The sequence below is a fragment of the Brevibacillus sp. NRS-1366 genome (genome assembly GCF_050467985.1).
In genome coordinates, this window is the sequence record NZ_JBITPN010000040.1 from 53,297 (window position 1) to 71,595 (window position 18,299).

General features: G+C 49.0%; 17 protein-coding genes. 15 read left to right on the forward strand and 2 right to left on the reverse strand.

The window, feature by feature from the left end; translation table 11 throughout:
* Position 1 precedes the first annotated feature (1 nt).
* The 3 genes from rimI (at position 2) to ACIFQN_RS26130 (ending at position 4,054) form a co-directional block, all read left to right on the forward strand.
* Positions 2–457, forward strand: a complete 456-nt coding sequence (rimI, locus tag ACIFQN_RS26120; protein WP_429835959.1) for a ribosomal protein S18-alanine N-acetyltransferase — start codon at positions 2–4, stop codon at positions 455–457.
* The gene (tsaD, locus tag ACIFQN_RS26125; protein ID WP_429835960.1) at positions 457–1,536 is read left to right on the forward strand and encodes a tRNA (adenosine(37)-N6)-threonylcarbamoyltransferase complex transferase subunit TsaD; all 1,080 of its coding nucleotides are present in this window, start codon (positions 457–459) and stop codon (positions 1,534–1,536) included. Before rimI ends, tsaD begins: the two co-directional genes overlap by 1 nt.
* A gap of 280 nt (positions 1,537–1,816) precedes the next feature.
* Positions 1,817–4,054, forward strand: coding sequence for a hypothetical protein (locus ACIFQN_RS26130; RefSeq protein WP_429835961.1), 2,238 nt, complete (start codon positions 1,817–1,819; stop codon positions 4,052–4,054).
* Positions 4,055–4,082: 28 nt separating this feature from the next.
* Here the strand turns inward: ACIFQN_RS26130 and ACIFQN_RS26135 are convergent, their stop codons facing one another.
* On the reverse strand, positions 4,083–6,017 hold the full coding sequence (locus ACIFQN_RS26135; RefSeq protein ID WP_429835962.1) for an ABC-F family ATP-binding cassette domain-containing protein: 1,935 nt from the start codon (positions 6,015–6,017) through the stop codon (positions 4,083–4,085).
* Between the two features lie 105 nt (positions 6,018–6,122).
* On the opposite strand from ACIFQN_RS26135, the gene ACIFQN_RS26140 reads away from it, so the two are divergent.
* From ACIFQN_RS26140 to ACIFQN_RS26165, 6 genes are all read left to right on the forward strand, one after another.
* A complete protein-coding gene (locus ACIFQN_RS26140) occupies positions 6,123–6,701 on the forward strand; it encodes a 5-formyltetrahydrofolate cyclo-ligase (RefSeq protein ID WP_429835963.1) in 579 nt (192 codons plus the stop codon).
* 98 nt (positions 6,702–6,799) lie between these two features.
* On the forward strand, positions 6,800–7,315 hold the full coding sequence (locus ACIFQN_RS26145; RefSeq protein WP_429835964.1) for a MogA/MoaB family molybdenum cofactor biosynthesis protein: 516 nt from the start codon (positions 6,800–6,802) through the stop codon (positions 7,313–7,315).
* Positions 7,309–8,310 (forward strand): molybdopterin-binding protein, encoded by a 1,002-nt coding sequence (locus ACIFQN_RS26150; protein WP_429835965.1) that lies wholly within the window; start codon positions 7,309–7,311, stop codon positions 8,308–8,310. The genes ACIFQN_RS26145 and ACIFQN_RS26150 overlap by 7 nt, the downstream gene beginning before the upstream one ends.
* Positions 8,311–8,352: 42 nt before the next feature.
* Positions 8,353–8,712: a twin-arginine translocase TatA/TatE family subunit gene (gene tatA / locus ACIFQN_RS26155; protein ID WP_429835966.1), complete on the forward strand. Its 360-nt coding sequence runs from the start codon at positions 8,353–8,355 to the stop codon at positions 8,710–8,712.
* An 18-nt stretch (positions 8,713–8,730) separates the two neighbouring features.
* A complete protein-coding gene (tatC, locus tag ACIFQN_RS26160; protein ID WP_429835967.1) occupies positions 8,731–9,504 on the forward strand; it encodes a twin-arginine translocase subunit TatC in 774 nt (257 codons plus the stop codon).
* Between the two features lie 311 nt (positions 9,505–9,815).
* On the forward strand, positions 9,816–10,226 hold the full coding sequence (locus ACIFQN_RS26165; protein WP_429835968.1) for a hypothetical protein: 411 nt from the start codon (positions 9,816–9,818) through the stop codon (positions 10,224–10,226).
* An 88-nt stretch (positions 10,227–10,314) separates the two neighbouring features.
* On the opposite strand, the gene ACIFQN_RS26170 is transcribed toward ACIFQN_RS26165, so the two are convergent.
* Positions 10,315–11,655 carry a CAP-associated domain-containing protein gene (locus ACIFQN_RS26170; protein WP_429835969.1) on the reverse strand — a complete coding sequence of 447 codons (1,341 nt, stop codon included), beginning with the start codon at positions 11,653–11,655 and terminating at the stop codon, positions 10,315–10,317.
* A 265-nt stretch (positions 11,656–11,920) separates the two neighbouring features.
* Between ACIFQN_RS26170 and groES the strand changes: the two genes are divergently transcribed.
* The 6 genes from groES (at position 11,921) to ACIFQN_RS26200 (ending at position 18,101) form a co-directional block, all read left to right on the forward strand.
* Positions 11,921–12,205, forward strand: a complete 285-nt coding sequence (gene groES, locus ACIFQN_RS26175) for a co-chaperone GroES (protein WP_049742269.1) — start codon at positions 11,921–11,923, stop codon at positions 12,203–12,205.
* Between the two features lie 54 nt (positions 12,206–12,259).
* Entirely contained in the window at positions 12,260–13,891 is a 1,632-nt protein-coding gene (gene groL, locus ACIFQN_RS26180) for a chaperonin GroEL (protein WP_429835970.1), read from the forward strand.
* Positions 13,892–14,146: 255 nt separating this feature from the next.
* On the forward strand, positions 14,147–15,451 hold the full coding sequence (locus ACIFQN_RS26185; protein ID WP_429835971.1) for an ABC transporter substrate-binding protein: 1,305 nt from the start codon (positions 14,147–14,149) through the stop codon (positions 15,449–15,451).
* Positions 15,452–15,530: 79 nt separating this feature from the next.
* Positions 15,531–16,490, forward strand: a complete 960-nt coding sequence (locus ACIFQN_RS26190) for a carbohydrate ABC transporter permease (RefSeq protein WP_429835972.1) — start codon at positions 15,531–15,533, stop codon at positions 16,488–16,490.
* 10 nt (positions 16,491–16,500) lie between these two features.
* Complete coding sequence (locus ACIFQN_RS26195; protein WP_429835973.1) at positions 16,501–17,322, forward strand: carbohydrate ABC transporter permease; 822 nt, start codon at positions 16,501–16,503, stop codon at positions 17,320–17,322.
* Positions 17,319–18,101: an HAD family hydrolase gene (locus ACIFQN_RS26200; protein WP_429835974.1), complete on the forward strand. Its 783-nt coding sequence runs from the start codon at positions 17,319–17,321 to the stop codon at positions 18,099–18,101. The genes ACIFQN_RS26195 and ACIFQN_RS26200 overlap by 4 nt, the downstream gene beginning before the upstream one ends.
* Positions 18,102–18,299: the final 198 nt, after the last annotated feature.

An 18,299-nucleotide genomic window follows, 5' to 3' on the forward strand; every position in this document is an offset into this window, starting at 1 on the left:
TATGATACAACCAACAGAATTGGAATACCGCTTTATGACCATGCAGGATGTCGGGGCAGTTGCCGAGCTGGAGCGGTTGTCATTTACCACTCCTTGGCCGCACGACGCTTTCGTCAACGAGCTGACGAAAAACCCGAATGCCCGTTATGTGGTCGTCGTTCACCAGAATCGGATTGTCGCCTACTGTGGCATGTGGATCGTGCTTGACGAGGCTCATATTACCAATGTAGCTGTCCATCCCCTGTTTCGAGGAAAAAAAATCGGATTGGGACTTATGATCAAGATGATGGCTGTAGCCAGAACGTTTGGCGCCAAAAGCATGACACTGGAGGTGCGAACTTCCAATGCGGTGGCGCGGAGTATGTACATCAAGCTCGGATTCAAGGAGCATGGAGTACGAAAAGGATACTATTCGGATAATAACGAGGACGCAATAATAATGTGGGTGACACTGTAATGAACAAGACATACACCTCGCGCTACGATATGCGCGTACAGGAAGCTTATCAGGCACACAAGGAGTCGGGTGCTCCAACCTATATTCTCGGTATTGAGACCAGTTGCGATGAGACGTCCGCTTCTGTGGTTCGTGATGGTCGAACGGTCCTATCCAATGTGATTGCCTCCCAAGCCGATATCCACAAGCGTTTCGGCGGAGTCGTGCCGGAAGTGGCCTCCCGCAGGCATGTGGAAAATATTACACTGACCATTGAAGAGGCTTTGGCGGAAGCAGGCAAGACACTGGACGATATTCAAGCGATTGCCGTAACATACGGTCCGGGGCTCGTAGGAGCACTTCTGGTCGGTGTCGCGGCAGCCAAAGCCGTCTCTTTGGCAAGAGGAATTCCGTTGATTGGCGTCCACCATATTGCGGGTCATATTTATGCAAACCGTTTAGTTGAGGAAATGAATTTTCCTTTGATTGCATTGGTCGTTTCAGGCGGCCATACCGAGCTGGTGTGGATGAAGGGGCACGGCCAATTTGAAATTTTAGGCGAGACGCGTGATGACGCTGCCGGAGAGGCCTATGACAAGGTGGCGCGTGCACTGCATCTGCCTTATCCGGGAGGACCGCATATTGACCGGCTCGCTCACGAAGGGAAGGCAAATGTACCGCTTCCTCGTTCATGGCTGGAGGCAGGCTCATACGATTTCAGCTTCAGCGGTTTGAAGTCCGCTGTACTCAATACGCTCCACAATGCGGCGCAACGGGGAGAGACGATTGAGCCTGCCAATCTGGCTGCCAGCTTTCAAGACTCGGTAACCGAGGTATTGGTGGAAAAAACGTTGCGGGCTGTACGTGAATTCGGAGCGAAGCAAGTGCTTTTAGCTGGCGGTGTGGCAGCCAACCGGGGATTGCGGGAACGGCTTCAAGCCCGATGCCAGGCAGAAGGTGTCCCGCTTGTCATTCCACCCTTCACGCTTTGTACGGACAATGCGGCAATGATTGCAGCAGCAGGCTTCATCAAATATGAAAAAGGGCAGTTTGCCGGCCTGGATTTGAACGGGGTACCAAGCTTGCCGCTAACAGAATAATAAAGCACTGATGTTTCAGGCAAACAGGGTCTATCCATAGAGGATGGGTCCTTTTTTGCTTATCAAACAGCTCGGCTGAATGTGAAGAGAGTCGATCCATAAATTGCAGTTATCCACAAAGAAAGGATAACTTAGAAGGTTGCTCACCCCTTCTCCTGTGAATACTGGTGATAACGTAAAAAAAGACCGGAAAAATCACCGATAAAATCCCTCTTTGCCTGTGGATTATTCTGTGGAATATGTGGATAAGACAGGTGGAGTTATCAACAGGAGGCATTTCGTGAAGATAAAGCTCATGCCTAGTTTACTCGCATTCCTGATTTTGTTTACTGCAACAAATAACGGAAATGCAGTTGCCGCAAAGGAAGCCCCTCAAGTCATCATGCTGTTTGTGGAAGGCATGTCCTTTTCGGATATGGAAAAATTCGGGCAAGATCCACTTGTGGATAAATGGATAGCACAGTCATCTGCTGGTGCGGTATCCATTCGCACTCCTGGGGCCCGAACAGCACCCAACGGCTATCTGCTCTTGGGAAGCGGGGGTCAGGCACTATACAGCGTGAAAAGCGGAACAGCTTATCATCCTGCGGAGTCGTTTTCTCTCAGAGAGACTGCGGGAGAGCGGGCACGTGAGCTTGGAGCGGCAGAAGAAAAAGGGTCGCGCTCATCCATTATTTTCCCGGGGATATTTCGGTTACTTGCAGAAAATCGGGACAAACCGTTTTCTTCACGAATTGGATTACTCGGTACGACGCTTGCTGCGAATGAGATTCGAGTGGCAGCTTACGGGAATGGTGATTTTGATGATACCAAACAGCGTCATAGCATCTTGTTTGCCATGGACGAGGAGGGGCGCGTACCGTATGGTGATATATCAGGAAACAGCTTGTTGTCATCTCCAGGCTATCCGTATGGAGTGAAGACGAACTATTCGTATTTACTCCATCAAATCCGAGGGGATCAGGATTCTGGCCTGATCACTGTGCAACTCTCCGATTTGTCCCGGCTGTATCAGTTGGCAGATGATATGGAGCCTGATCAGTTTGCCCGCCAGTATGTTCGGGTGCTGACCGATTTGTCCAGCTTTCTGAATGACTTGCTAAAGGGACGTAAAACGAATCAGTTGATCATGCTCGTGTCACCGGCCGTAAGCGCTAAAGCGACAAAAGATAAAGCATTGCTCTCTCCCATTCTGGTGTGGAAAAACAAAGAAAAGGGTCTACTCACATCTGCAACGACACGGCAATCGGGTCTCATTAGTGGGGTAGATATTTTGCCCACGATTTTATCATGGCTGGACGTACCCGTCCCAAAAGGATTAGTGGGACACGTGATGCGAGTAGAGAAAGAAAGAGAAATGACACAACTGCTGGACCAGGTGGATAGAAGCCATCATACGTATGCTACACGTCCAGCCGTGCTTTACACCTATGTCATGCTGCAAATCATTACGCTGGCTTGTGCAGCGCTGCTATGGCTTTGGGGGAAAAAAAGGAGTGGCTCGGGACTTGTACGATTGCGTCGTGGAGTAAGACTGGCGCTTTTGGCGCTACTCTGGTTTCCCGTTCTCCTCTTAGGAGAAGGTCTGCTCGGTTGGAAGGCTTCGGGACATGTAGTTTTGGGTGTGCTCATCACGATCGCTCTTTTGGCGGCCTTTATGCTGGAACACCTTTCTCTGGCCTATACGACGCTCATTGTCAGTGGTGTTACGGCACTGGCTATCGTCACAGACGGTTGGACTGGAGCAACGTTGATGCGTCATTCATATCTTGGCTATGATCCAGTGATCGGGGCGAGATTTTATGGCTTAGGCAATGAATACGAAGGCGTATTGATTGGCAGCGCGATTTTGTTCGTTGCTTCGCTCTATCAAGTCAGCAGCTCTTATCATTTCCAAGCTTCAGGACATAGAAGCGCTTTGGTGCCTTTTATCGCTTCTGCCTTGTTTGGGACGGTGCTCTACTATATGGTGGCTCCTAGTTTAGGGACGGATGCTGGCGGATTCCTCGCTGGTTTAGTAGGGTTTTCCGTGGCGTTTGCCCGGCTGCAAGGGTGGCGGATTGGCAAAAAAGGCCTCCTGCTTATGGCAGGCGGCCTGATGATAGGTGTAGCTGTTTTGATAGCCGGAAGTCTCTTGACCGATCAGCCCCTTACGCATGTAGGGCGGGTATCCCAGCAGATCGTGATGGGCGACTGGGCAGAGGTAGGCAAGATGGTGGAGCGAAAGCTGGCCATGAACGTGCGGTTAATCCGTGTTTCGATGTGGAGCAGGGTATTTGTCGTATCGCTTGTCGTACTTGGGCTGATGGCTCTGAAAAACGACCGCTTCTTCCGTTCTCTCGCAGAGGGTACGCCATTTCTGGTCAAAGGCTTCGCTGGAGTGATCGCAGGCTCGTTAGCTGGTCTGGTATTGAATGACTCGGGTATTGTCACGGCAGCCACCTGCATCATCTTTCTCGTCGTTCCAGCGCTTTACGCGGCTCTGGAGGAACCTGCGCAAGAGCGGTGTTCTACTTGAGGTGCCAGGACGAGGAAGCGGCTGGGCCCTACTCCTCGGATAGTGCGCTCCATTCGTCATACAGCTGCTCCAGCTCTTTTTTTGCAGCGTGGATCTGGTCGTTTCGTTCTTTTGCCTGAACATGGTCGCTGTATATTTCCGGGAGACAGAGCTCCTCCTCCCAATTGATGATGTCTGCTTCTCGTTTTTGAATCGCGGTCTCGATCTCTTCCAGACGGCGCTGGCGTTGACGCTCTCGCTTTTTCGCTTCCTTGTCCAGCTCGTAGGAGGACTTTTCCGGCTGGGAACCGGCAGAGGAGCCTTGCTTTTTCACAGGCTGTGCAGCTTGCTCAGCTGCGAGCTCCTCCAATTCCTGCTTTTTTTCCACAAAGTAGTCGTAGTTGCCCAAATAACTGGTCACGCCATCGCCAGTCAACTCCAGCACACGGCTGGAAATTTTATTCAGGAAGTAACGGTCATGGGAGACAAACAGAATCGTGCCTGGATAATCGTAGAGCGCGTTTTCCAACACTTCTTTGCTGAAAATATCCAAGTGGTTGGTAGGCTCGTCGAAAATCAGGAAGTTGGCTTGTTTCAGCATGAGCTTGGCCAGGGATACACGAGCCCGTTCTCCCCCAGACAGATCGGAGATGCGCTTCTGGACGTCGTCGCCGCTAAACAGGAAGTTACCCAAGAGAGTACGCACATCTTTTTCCAGCATCTGCGGATACTCATCCCAGATTTCGCCCAATACCGTACGCTGCTCGTTCAGATTGCGATGCTCCTGATCGTAGTAGCCGATGGTAACATTGCTGCCAAAATCAATGCTGCCACGCAGAGCAGTCAATTGCTCGACAATCGTTTTCAATAAGGTAGATTTGCCGATCCCGTTCGGTCCGACCAGCGCGACCCTCTCTTCTCGTTCGATTTCAAAGGTAATGCCTGAGGAGAGGACCGCATCTGGATAGCCGATCGCTACATTGGCTGCCTTCATTACGACATTACCGCTCATTTTGGCAACGTCAAAAGAGAAATGCACCGACTTGTTTTTCATGATCGGCTTGTCCATGCGATCTATTTTTTCTAGCGTTTTCCGTCTGCTTTGTGCCCGTTTGGTCGTAGTGGCACGGGCGATATTTCGAGCGATAAAATCCTCCAGCTTGGCGATTTCATCCTGCTGTTTTTCAAATCGCTTCAGATCCTGTTCGAGGCGCGCGGCCTTTTGGTCGAGGAACTGGCTGTAGTTACCGACATACCGGGTGGCGCGCGTCCGCTCAATTTCATAGACGACAGTCACTAGTTTGTCTAGGAAGTAGCGGTCATGGGAGACTACGAGAATGGCACCCTGATAATTCTGCAAATAAGTCTCCAGCCAGGTGAGTGTCTCGATGTCCAGGTAGTTGGTCGGCTCATCGAGGAGAAGGATGGTTGGAGATTGCAACAGCAGCTTGGCCAATGCCAGACGAGTCTTTTGTCCGCCGCTCAGCGTTCGGATGGGCGTCTGGTAATCCATATCGGCAAAGCGAAGCCCGTGCAGAACGCCCCGAATGGCTCCTTCGTAGCTGTAGCCACCCCGCTCCTTGAACGCCTCAGAACGGCGGGAGTAATTCTCCAGTATTTGCTGGTACCGCTTTTCATCTGCCAGTACAGCAGGATCCCCCATTTTCGCTTCCAGCTGGCGAAGCTCCTTCTCTTCCGTTTGAAGGTGGGAAAATACGCTCAGCAGCTCGTCCCAAATGCTGCGCTCCGATTCCAATCCGCTGTTTTGCGCCAGATAGCCAATGGTCACTTCCTTGGGAATCCGCACAATTCCGCCGTCGTAGCTCAGCTCACCCGAAAGAATTTTCATCAGGGTAGATTTACCGGCTCCGTTTACCCCAACGAGTCCAACGCGCTCACCGGTCTGTATTTGCAGGGAAATGTCCTGTAGAATGGTCTCGACGCCATACGTTTTTTCTATATGTTCAGCTTGTAGCAAGATCATGTGATTCACCTCTTTATATACTAATGCAAGTGTAGCGTAGAGAGAGCATACGGGACAAGCCTAGGGGGGCGTTGTTTGTGCTGGTGAAAAAGGAGAGCGGTTGCCATGAATCAAAAAGCGGATAAAAAACAGCTTCGTACCCATATTATGGAGGCGCGCAAAGCGATGACGGAAGAAGAACGCAAAATCCGATCCGAGCGTGCTTGCAGCCATTTGCTAGCAAATGAACGACTGGCTGGCGCCAAGGCAATCATGGCCTTTCATCCTTTTGGCGAGGAATTGGATATTTTACCGTTTGTAGAAGAGGCGCGAATAAGAGGACAGGAAATTTGGCTGCCGCTGACCATTTCCCAAGAGCGTAGACTGGTTCCTTATCTGTACACCGGAAGACAAATGCTGAAACAGGGGGTATATGGTATTTGGGAGCCTGATCCGACAAAAGCCGAGCGAAGCGACTTGTCCAAGCTCGACACTGTACTGGTTCCAGGTGTTGCTTTTGATAGACATGGGGGCAGGATGGGCTACGGGGGCGGCTACTACGATCGCTTTCTTGCTGCACTTGGCCAGCATCCGTTTTTGCTGGGAGTTGGATTTTCCATGCAGGTCGTTGACCATGTGCCGCTGGAGCCGCACGATATCCCGCTGGATGCTTTGGTGACGGAAGAAGGCTTTTTTCATTCGTGAACGTTTTGTGTCAGGATATTTCTTTTCTGTCAGCCCTATCTACAGCACGGACAAAAAAGTGTACAATACAATCGAATGAATAAACGGAGGAATGAGCTGTGGGCAAATGGAAGGTAGGCGTAATTTCGGCAAGTGATTCGATTGCCAGAGGTGAGCGGACAGACGATCGTATCCCGATCATTCGTCATCTGACAAGGGAATGGCTTCACGTAGATGTCGCTGTATACCGTGCCGTTACCGATGATATGGAAGACCTGAAAGAAAACATGATTGAATTCGTGGATCGGGAAAAGTGTGACCTATTGATCGTAACAGGCGGGACCGGTCTTAGCCCGCGTGACGTCACCCCGGAAGTGACAGCATGGGTGATGGACAGACCGGTTCCTGGGTTGGCCGAAGAAATGCGCCGTGCCGGCCTGCAGCACTCTCGTCGTGCGATGTTGACGCGTGCAGTCGCGGGCACACGTGGAAACTCGTTGATTATCAACCTTCCTGGCAATTCGAGCGGTGTAGAAATTTGTTTTAATGCCATTGGCGATATGCTGGCGGATGCCTTGCACATTTTGCAGGGAACAGGAGAGGCCAATGAAGATTGGGGAGGATTGGGTTGGTAGATAAACCGCAGATGAGAGAAGTACCCGTACGTCAAGCGATCGGCATGATGCTTCCGCATGACATGACACAGATTCTGCCCGGGGAATTCAAGGGACGCCTGTTTAAAAAAGGACACGTCGTAACGGAAGCCGATATCGAGCCTCTCTTGTCCATTGGAAAAGAGCATATTTACGTGCTCGAGATGCCGGATGGCTACATTCACGAGGAAGAAGCGGGCATTCGGATCGCCAAAGCGGTTTCTGGACAAGGCTTGACCTTGACCCAGCCTTACGAGGGAAAAGTCTCCATGAAGGCGGCACGTTCTGGGCTGGCCAAAATCAACGAGGAAGCGGTGCATGCGCTGAATGCATTGGAGGGAATCGCCTTTTCTACTGTGTATGGAGATCAGGTCGTTCATCCAGGTCATACGCTGGCGGCTACTCGCATTATCCCGCTGATTATGGAAGAGGCGCGCATCATAGAGCTGGAGCAATTGGCGGGGCAGTTTGGCGAACCGATCGTGCAAGTAAAGTCGTTCTTGGATAAAACAGTTGGCCTGGTTACCACAGGAGGAGAAGTGTTCTCTGGTAGAATCACAGACAAATTTGGTCCGGTGATTCGCTCCAAGGTAGAGGCGCTTGGTTCTACTATTGCCGAGCAGCGCTTTGCTCCTGATGACAAAGAGGCCATCGAGCAAGAAATCAACGCTTTCCTGGAACAAGGCGTGGATCTTGTGCTGGTTACAGGCGGGATGTCGGTGGATCCAGATGACCGTACGCCGGGAGCGATTGCGGGTGTTGGAGCAGAAGTGGTGCGATATGGCACGCCTATGCTGCCCGGGTCCATGCTGATGGTTGCGTACAAAGGCGAAACCCCGATCTTAGGCTTGCCTGGGGCAGTCATGCACGAGCCATTCACTTCATTTGACGTTTTTTTGCCTCGCATTCTTGCCGGAGAGCGAATCGTCGCTTCCGACATGACGAGGTTGGGATATGGTGGTTTACGAAAGTGTTAGCTGGATAGACTGACAATTAACAGGAAAAAGGAGTGAAGACGAATGAGCAGTATTGGGATTCCTGGATTAATTTTAATTTTGATTTTGGCGCTTGTTTTGTTTGGCCCTAAAAAGCTTCCAGAGCTGGGTCGTGCCGTTGGCCATACGTTGAAAGAATTTAAGAATGCTACTCGCAGTCTGACAAGTGATGATGATGAAGATGAGGAGAGCAAACGTAAGGAACTGGCTGCCAAAGATGCACCAGCCAAAGCAGCGGTTGTGACAGAGAAGGATGCCTTTGATCGCGAAAAGATGGAGCGCGAGGTACGCGAGAGAATGGAACGCGAGCGTCTGGAAAAGGAAATCCGTGAGAAGCTGGAAGTAGAACGCATGCAGATGGAAAAAGAACAGCAAAAGGCGTAATTGGGTAAGGTGGTTGCCATGACGGATCAGGAAATGACAGTGGTTGAACACCTGACAGAATTGCGCAAGCGCATTATATGGGTGTTGGCCGTATTTATTGTCGCATTGATAGCCGGCTTCTTCTGTGCCGGTCCGCTCATTGAGTATTTGAAGCAAGAGCCGATTGCTGATGGAGTGCCGATCATCTCTTTGCACCCCTCTGACGCACTTCGCGTGTACATGCAGTTTGCCTTTTTAATTGGACTTGTTGCCGTGTTGCCAGTGGCGCTTTATCACACGTGGCGGTTTGTCTCGCCTGGTTTGCAGGAATCGGAGAGACGCGGAACGCTTTATTTTATCCCGGCGGCGTGCTTTTTGTTTATAGTAGGGATCTTATTTGGGTACTACGTGGTATTTCCGATGATCATGCAGTTCATGACGCAAATGACTAAATCGATTGGGGCCGATCCGAATTATGGGATCGCAGAATACTTCGGGTTTTTGTTCAATATGGTGATTCCGTTCGGTATTCTGTTTCAGCTTCCGATCGTGGTTATGTTCCTCACCCGGCTGCGTATCCTCAATCCGATGAGGCTGGCAAAGGTACGCCGGTTTGCCTATTTCGGATTGGCAGTAGTAGGGGTTACGCTGACGCCACCGGATATTGTCAGTGATGTATTGGTGATCATTCCATTGCTGCTGCTGTACGAAATGAGCATTTGGTTGTCCCGGATCGTCTATCGCAAGCAGTTGAAGGAACAAGAGGAATGGGAAAGTGAATATGGCTTGAAGGCGGATGAAGTCGTTCGCTGACGAGAGGCAAGGTCCCCTGTTTTTAGAGCAGGAGGCCTTTTTTGTACAGATAGGAATTTATAAAATTCCTATCCAGTATAAGGGCAACCGCGGCTGCGCCAAAAGGCATGGCGCAGCCAGGTTTTCTAACTGAATCAGAAAGTATAAACCTCGCGCATCCGCTTCCTGATTCAGCAAGAATAACCTTCCGCTAAAACGCGGTCGCTCATCCATGAGCAGACGTCGATAGAGGTTTTCTTATTTCGCGATGTATTCCTTGTAAACATGGGAGATACTAGGGGAGTTATCGAGGGGAGGTGCATTTCTACATCATGTGGCTGATTTTATGCTTCGCCTTGTTCTTCTCAGGCAGTACGGCAAACGCGGCAGAGAGTATTGAACTGTTTGACTCAGACAAGCAGCAGGTAGTGGCGACGTTTGCCAATACAGAATCATTCCAGACAGAGGCCAAGCGGCTGTTGCAGAGTGTGAGTGGACGTGTCCTGGAGCTCAATCCGTCCCTTGAGCACGCGATGATCATCAAGATTCCGCTTGCTCCGACGCAGCGCTTGAAGCATGCCTCTTCTGGGATAGACACCGAGATCGCGGAGATGTTTGTCATCATGCCCAAAAAGGGAAACCGACCACCGTGGCTGATTTTGCACACCAAAGAATATGAAACAATCGTCATGGAGTTTGGGGCAAAGATCGATCAACTGAGGGCGCAAGTGAAGCTGCCGTGACATAGCAGACATGGATAGACCCGGCCCGTCTGTCCAAAAGACGAGCCGAGCTTGTCCGGGGAGCTCGTGGGAAGCTATTCGCGAAACTTCATGATTTTCGTGGCGTGAGAAAAGCTTGTGTGAAGTAATCGGCGATGACCCCCACGCCTAACTGAGTAAAGTCTTTTTCCAGTACGTTTTTCCGGTGCCCAGGGCTGTTCATCCAGCTTTCATGAGCTTCAATCGCATCGGGATACCCTGCTGCTATATTTTCGCCGGCCATGCTGTAGAGGATATTGGCTTGTTTTAAACGATCAAAAGGACTGCTGCCGGTAGTAGCGGAGACGTGATCGAAGAAATTATTGGCTTGCATATCCCGGCTATGTTCGCGGGCTATTTCCGCTGCCTGTTCATTCCACTGAAGTGGGGGGAGCTTGTAGCGGTAGCGGGAGACATTGACCAGATCGAGAATTTGCCGTTCGTAAGCCGCATTTACCAATTCACGATCGCCTACACTCAAGGCAGGAGGATCGAAGTCGGGAGCCTGTCCCTGATAGGACCATTTCGTATCGTAAAAACCACCGCGTAATAGCATCTGCGTGTCAATCATCCGTACGGCAGTCACTTTATTGCTGTTTTGCTTGTCCAAATAATAGATGTAGGGAGTACCGTTCTTCATGACGAGGGGCCGCTGCTGCTTTTGATTGGAAATTTGGATTTGGGCGCCCATATAGGAAAACGAGACGACGTTTTGCAGATCGTATTGGCGTTCTAGGGATTGCTGGCTGTGTCCAACCCCGACGTTCCCCAACATTGCCTGGGGAGCCAGAGAGTAGAGGTCTACCACTTTGCCGTTTGCCATCCCGACTTGTATGTAGCGAGCCGGGTCGCGATTATAAATCCACCACTGATACCCCAGGCTGCTTGGTTCCTTGCGAACGGGTTCTCCCCATTTTTTGATCACTTCCTGTGATGACATACCGAGAGTTAAACCAAAGAGAGTGTTGGGCCGATCTTCAATCGGGGCGCTTGGAGTTTTAGCGGCGCTGGGAACAGGTACCGCTGCACTTGCTGGTACAGTGGTTGTTTCTGGTGCGGATGAAGTCTCGGCAGTTACTGAAGGGGGGACGGCAGGAGCGTTGATTGCGGGAGGTTGTCCTACCCAGGCAAAATGGGTAGAGCTGTCCCAGCCTACAGGCTTATTCAGATGACGGCCGATGACAGAGAGCGGTACATAGACGGTTCCACGGTATTCCAGCGTGGCGGGAAGCTTCTTTCCTCCTTCTTTATAATAGCCAGGTACGTCACTGGTGATGACTTCCCGTCCGTCCCAATAGATAGAGGCAGGATAAATGTTTACGCGGATAAAGGAAGTGGTATCGGAAGTGAAGAAGCGGCTAATCCCCAGGACACAGAGGACGACTATTCCAATCCAATGCCATTTGTGCATGTGAGGGTTCCCTCCTTTAGGTAGGCTCTAATCTGATTCTATGTTTGATTTATATGAGCGAGCCTGTTTGCTAGAACCAATTTGCTAGGAGGGTTTTGCTAGAAAAAAGGGAATTCGAGAGTGCAAATGGAAAAAAGTGAGGGAAACTACTTGCAAAGTACATAGCGATTCAATTATTATAGGAATTGGGTGTTAGCACTCATACAAGACGAGTGCTAACAACAGCAAATTTGTTTACCTACATTTATTGAGGAGGGTGTTTTTAGTGCTTAAGCCATTGGGTGACCGTGTGGTAATCGAAGCTATCTCCAAAGACGAAACGACTGCAAGCGGTATCGTTTTGCCTGATTCTGCAAAGGAAAAACCGCAAGAAGGCCGTGTAATCGCAGTAGGTTCTGGTCGCGTTGCTGACAACGGCGAGCGCATCGCGTTGGAAGTAAAAGACGGCGATAAAGTAATCTTCTCCAAATACGCTGGTACAGAAGTAAAGGTAGACAATAAAGAATACCTCGTGCTGCGCGAATCCGATATCCTCGCGATCATCGGTTAAGGCTCTTAACATAGGAAGTCGAACGAAAAACACATAACAGGAGGTAGAGATTAGATGGCAAAACAAGTGAAATTCTCTGAAGACGCTCGCCGCTCGATGCTCCGCGGTGTTGAAACATTGGCAAACGCAGTTAAAGTTACGCTCGGTCCAAAAGGTCGTAACGTGGTACTGGAGAAGAAGTTCGGTTCCCCATTGATCACAAATGACGGCGTGACCATCGCGAAAGAAATCGAGCTGGAAGACGCTTACGAAAACATGGGTGCGCAACTGGTTAAAGAAGTTGCTACCAAAACTAATGACATCGCGGGTGACGGTACTACCACTGCAACTGTTCTGGCTGCAGCTATGATCCGTGAAGGTCTGAAAAACGTAACTGCTGGTGCTAACCCGATGGTAATCCGTCGCGGTATGGAAAAAGCAGTTCGTGCAGCTGTTGAAGAAATCAAGTCCATCGCGAAGCCGGTTGAGAACAAATCCTCCATCGCGCAAGTAGCAGCTATTTCCGCTGACGATCCAGAAGTAGGTAACCTGATCGCAGAGGCAATGGAAAAAGTGGGCAAAGACGGCGTAATCACGGTTGAAGAATCCAAAGGATTCGTAACAGAGCTGGAAGTAGTAGAAGGTATGCAATTTGACCGTGGATACGCTTCCCCTTACATGATCACTGACACGGACAAGATGGAAGCGGTTCTCTCCAACCCTTACATCCTGATCACCGATAAAAAAATCTCCAACATCCAAGAAGTTCTGCCTGTACTGGAGCAAGTGGTACAAAGCGGCAAACCTCTTCTGATTATTTCTGAAGATGTTGAAGGCGAAGCATTGGCTACTCTCGTAGTGAACAAACTGCGTGGTACTTTCACAGCTGTAGCAGTTAAAGCTCCTGGCTTTGGCGATCGTCGCAAAGCTATGCTGCAAGACATCGCTGCTCTGACTGGTGGCGAAGTGATCACAGAAGAGCTGGGTCTCGACCTGAAATCCACCAAGCTGGAACAATTGGGCCGCGCTAGCAAAATTGTGGTTACCAAAGAAAACACAACGATTGTTGAAGGCGCTGGCGACAAGGCTTCCATTGAAGGCCGCGTATCCCAAATCCGTCAACAAATCGAAGACACCACTTCCGATTTCGATCGTGAAAAACTGCAAGAGCGTCTGGCTAAACTGGCTGGCGGCGTAGCAGTTGTCAAAGTCGGTGCAGCTACTGAGACCGAATTGAAAGAGAAGAAACTCCGCATCGAGGACGCTCTCAACTCTACTCGCGCTGCAGTAGAAGAGGGTATCGTACCTGGTGGTGGTACTACTCTGATCAATGCAATCAAAGCTGTTGAAGGCGTTAAAGTAGATGGCGAAGAAGCAGTGGGCGTACAAATCGTACTCCGCTCCCTCGAAGAGCCAGTTCGTCAAATCGCTGCGAACGCAGGACTCGAAGGTTCTGTAATCGTTGAGCGTCTGAAAAAAGAAGCAGTAGGTATCGGTTTCAACGCTGCTACCGAAGAATATGTAAACATGCTGGAAGCTGGTATCGTTGACGCTGCGAAAGTTACTCGCTCCGCACTGTCCAATGCGGCATCTGTAGCGGCTATGTTCCTGACTACGGAAGCAGTAATTGCTGACAAACCAGAAGAAAACAAAGCTCCTATGGGCATGCCAGATATGGGCGGCATGGGCGGTATGGGCATGATGTAAGAAACGGAATCCCGTTTCGAGAGAGGCAGACAAATCGTCTGTCTCTCTTTTTTATTTGTTTAAAGTGGACTTAGCAGTGACTAGAGAGCTATTGAATGCGCAGGGATATACTTCTTATGAACGATTATCAGAAAAATACGAATATTATATTGAAAAAATATTTCCTGAATCTATAATATATTGTAAAATATTGCTACAAAGAGAAATTTGCACAGAAAACAAGCAGCATAAATCTTGCATGGAGGAGATTTTTTGATGAGACGTGTAGGGGTTTGGTTGTTTTGTGTAGTGCTGATGCTAGTTTTGGCTGCGTGTAGTGGCGGGACTTCAGCACCGGTGTCAGGGGGGCAGACTGATGGATCGGCACCAGCAGCAGAACCGGCAAAAGGGGAGCCGGTAGAGCTGGTCATGTATAGCTGGCGCACCGAGGATAAAGAGGCATATGCCAAGTTCATTGCCGAATTCGAGAAGCAGCATACCAACATCAAGGTGAAGTTCAAATCGTTTAAATCAACAGAATACAACACGATTCTAAGCAACTCTCTTACATCAGGTACGGGCGTAGATATCGTACAATTGCGTCCATACTCTGGTGCGACCTCGATTGCAGATGCAGGATACTTGCTGCCGCTAGATGATGTCAAGGGAGTAGCTGAAATTGATCGCTCGTACCTGGATGCCGCACGCGGCAGCGATCAAAAGGTGTACGGGATACCGCTCTCGATCAACTCTGCTGTGATTTTCTACAACAAGAAGCTATTTGAGGAGAATAGTCTCGTACCACCGCAAACATGGGACGAGCTGTTGCAGGTGTCTCGGGAGCTTCAGAAAAAAGGGATCATTCCGATTGCACAGGCAGGCAAGGCATCCTACCTGTTGTCGATCGCGCATAGTGTCATTGGGACGAGCTCATATGGTGGCAACGAGTACGTAGATCAGCTCTTGTCCGGCAAAGCCAAATTTACCGATGAAGCTTTTATGGAATCAATCAAGCGGATGCAGGAGCTAGCTCCCTTTTTTCCACCTGATTTTATAGGTATTGATGATAAAGATGCGCAAGCTCTTTTCTACACTGGAAAGGCTGCCATGTATATCAACGGGAGCTACCGACTGGAGACATTTGAAAAACAAAGTCCTGACTTGCCCATTGATATCCTGCCAGCATTAGCCAAGGAAAAGGGGGGTGAGACCCCTATGATCAACTGGGTGGATGGCTCTTACGGCATAGCCAAATCGACAAAGCATCCGGAAGAGGCCAAAATTTTTGCCGAGTGGCTGGCCTCCAAGGATTTCGGACAAATGTTTAGTGATGACTTGAATCGACTGAGTGCCATCTCCGGGGTCACTCCAAAACATCCATTAGTGCAGAAAATGACACAGTTAAGCGAGAAGAGCATGGCACCCTTTCTGATGCTTGTCCATTTTGGCGAAGGGACGCCTACAACGAAAACCACATTTGAAGATTCACTGCAGGGGCTGTTTATCAATAAAATCAATGTGGATAAAGTGGCGGCGGATACACAAGCTTCTGCTGATAAGTGGTTCAAAGCGAAAAAGTAAGGCTGGAGACGAGGAAAATAGGGGTACAGTCGGGCCTGATTGCTTGGCTGTACCTTTTTTAAGGAGGAGCTTCATTACCATGCCTGTACTCGAAAAAAAGACTGTTATCCAATCGGATAAGGCTAGAGAGCGAAGTGTGAATTGGAAAAAGCACCTGGTTCATTTGTTTTTATTACCTGCTTTGCTTTTTTACATCTGGTTTCAGGTATACCCTATTTTCTCAGCGTTTCTGAACAGCTTTTTTGCGTGGGATGGACTCAAACGTGGCGCATTTATCGGCCTGGAAAACTTCGTGCGGTTGTTTACCGAATCTCCTTTCAAGGAGACCTTTTTTCGCGGACTCGGCCATAACGCTATCTTTTTTATCGGGATCGTGATTAGTAAGCTGGTTGTGGCTTTTTTGATCGCTCTCGTCATCAACAGCAAAATTCGCGGCAAAGAGTTTTTCAAGATGGTAATTTTTCTGCCAAAGCTATTGTCGGTTATTGTGGTCGGATTTTTGTTTAGCCTGATTCTAAATCCTACTTACGGAGCTTTGAATACATTTCTTGCGTTTATCGGATTAGAGGAGTGGGCCAGACCATGGCTTGGCAGTCCGGATACTGCACTGTACACGATCATTTTGGTCAACAGCTGGTACGGGTTGGGATTTGCCGTGCTTATTTTCCTCGCAGGCTTACAGGCGATCCCGACGGAAATATATGATGCTGCCAAAATTGATGGAGCATCCGGCTTTACCATGCTCTGGAGGATGACTGTCCCACTGGCTATGCCTTCAATTATGGTGATGACCATTCTTAGCTTTATTGGAGCATTTGAGACCTTCGAGCTTATTTTTGCGATGCAGGGCTCGCAGGCAGGGCCCTATTTTTCAACGGATGTTCTGGCCACTTACTTTTACAGGCTGGCATTTGGCTCAGTAGCGGGCGGGGAGTCGATTGGACTTGGATCGGCATTGGCAGTAGTCCTTTTCCTAATGATTTCGAGTGCAACGGCCGTCCTGCTCTTTTTCTTTAAACGCAAGGAGTATGAACAGTAGGAGGGAGAACATGACGATACGCATCGGACAATATGCAAAGTACCTGTTGTTGTCATTCTTTGCCTTTTTAGCGCTTTATCCTATTTTTCTGATGATCATCTCTTCGTTTAAGAGCAATATGGAAATTCTCACTTCACCGTTAGGATTGCCACATTCTTTATCAATTGAGAATTACGTGTCTGTATGGGAGAAGGTTAACTTTGGTGCATATGTATGGAACAGCGTCTATGTGAGCGGGCTCTCTGTCTTTTTTATCCTGTTTATCTCGTCGCTGGCTGCCTTTTACCTTTCCCGATATACGTTTCGATGGAATTCGTACGTATTGTTCTTCTTTATGATTGGTTTGATGCTGCCTATGAAGCTCGCTATTTTGCCGCTGTACATGATGATGCTGAAGCTGCAGCTCCTAGATACGCTCACTTCGCTGGTTATTTTGTATGTGGCTGGCGGCATTCCTTTTGCTGTATTTGTGTTTTACGGATTTTTTCGAACGTTGCCGACCGAGCTGGATCAATCTGCGAGGTTGGATGGATGCAACGGATTTCAGGTGTATTACAAAATCATCTTGCCTTTAATGAAGCCGGCACTTGCGACTGTGGGCATTGTTCATCTGATTGGCGTATGGAACGATTTCTTTTACCCGCTGATTTTCTTGAAAAGCGAGGAGCTGAGCACCATTCCTTTGGGGGTCCTTACTTTGTTTGGAGAATACGATACAGAATGGAATTTGTTATTTGCTAGCCTCACCATCTCTTCTTTGCCGATGATTATTGCTTTTTTGTTTGCGTCTAAACAGTTTATTGAAGGACTGACCTCGGGGGCGATTAAATGAGCAAGCGCTGGGTAACCTTTGATTTGGATGGCACGCTCATGCAAAATCCTTTTGGAGCATGGGTATTTCCGGAGATCGCAGATGTGGTCTCCGGGAGAGTAGGGCGGACTTTCGATATTGTTGCCGAGATGGTCGCCGAACACGAGGCTCGGATGGAGCAAGGACGATACGTGGAAGCGTATGATTGGGACAACATTTTGGAATTACAATGTAAGCAGCTGGGTATGGAAGAGTCTTTTGAAATTGAGCCGTTACTGCGAAAACATGCGGTCGCACCCAAGATCAGCTTGCTGGAGCCCGGGATTTTGGAGGTATTGAGTGAGATAAAGATACGTGGTTTTGCCCTGGCGGTAGTGACCAATGGATTTTATAAATTCCAGGCTCCTGTTATGGAAGCGTTGGGATTGCTCCATCATTTCGATGAAATATTGACGCCCGAAAGAGTAGGAACAGGAAAGCCCGATCCGGGAATGATTCAAGTTTTGTCAGGAGAGGTAGTCGCTCATGTAGGAGATCGATTGGATCACGATGTGCAAATGGCAAATCGCAGGAATGTGACATCTGTATTTATTGATAGAAATCTCCCTGTTGAATTAAAAGAGCTTGGTGCCCGCATTCGTTCGAGCGATCAGAGAATGATCACCCGGTGCTTGGAAAAGTGGAGGAAAGAGTGCAGAAACACTTCTGTATACGTGCTTCCTAGCGTTTTCTTACCCGCAGTAGTGATTCATTCTATGCAAGAGTTAGTACTGATTTTAGATGAAAGTAAGGGGGGCTAAAATTTATCTATTTTTTGCTTGCATTTTTGTTTGTGACTTGTTAAGATAGACCTTGTCGATTTTGAGGGTATTTTTAAAGAGAATGAAAAAAACATTTAACTTCTAAAAAATAACCCTTGATTTTGATAGAAAAACCTGATATAGTTTAAAAGGTCGGCGCCACAAGCGCTAACGATGAAAATGTTCTTTGAAAACTGA

Coding starts and splice junctions, on each gene's coding strand:
- rimI (WP_429835959.1), top strand. CDS start 2: ATGATACAACCAACAGAATTGGAATACCGCTTTATGACCATGCAGGAT.
- tsaD (WP_429835960.1), top strand. CDS start 457: ATGAACAAGACATACACCTCGCGCTACGATATGCGCGTACAGGAAGCT.
- ACIFQN_RS26135 (WP_429835962.1), bottom strand. CDS start 6,017: ATGATCTTGCTACAAGCTGAACATATAGAAAAAACGTATGGCGTCGAG.
- ACIFQN_RS26140 (WP_429835963.1), top strand. CDS start 6,123: ATGAATCAAAAAGCGGATAAAAAACAGCTTCGTACCCATATTATGGAG.
- tatA (WP_429835966.1), top strand. CDS start 8,353: ATGAGCAGTATTGGGATTCCTGGATTAATTTTAATTTTGATTTTGGCG.
- tatC (WP_429835967.1), top strand. CDS start 8,731: ATGACGGATCAGGAAATGACAGTGGTTGAACACCTGACAGAATTGCGC.
- ACIFQN_RS26165 (WP_429835968.1), top strand. CDS start 9,816: ATGTGGCTGATTTTATGCTTCGCCTTGTTCTTCTCAGGCAGTACGGCA.
- ACIFQN_RS26170 (WP_429835969.1), bottom strand. CDS start 11,655: ATGCACAAATGGCATTGGATTGGAATAGTCGTCCTCTGTGTCCTGGGG.
- groL (WP_429835970.1), top strand. CDS start 12,260: ATGGCAAAACAAGTGAAATTCTCTGAAGACGCTCGCCGCTCGATGCTC.
- ACIFQN_RS26185 (WP_429835971.1), top strand. CDS start 14,147: ATGAGACGTGTAGGGGTTTGGTTGTTTTGTGTAGTGCTGATGCTAGTT.
- ACIFQN_RS26190 (WP_429835972.1), top strand. CDS start 15,531: ATGCCTGTACTCGAAAAAAAGACTGTTATCCAATCGGATAAGGCTAGA.
- ACIFQN_RS26195 (WP_429835973.1), top strand. CDS start 16,501: ATGACGATACGCATCGGACAATATGCAAAGTACCTGTTGTTGTCATTC.
- ACIFQN_RS26200 (WP_429835974.1), top strand. CDS start 17,319: ATGAGCAAGCGCTGGGTAACCTTTGATTTGGATGGCACGCTCATGCAA.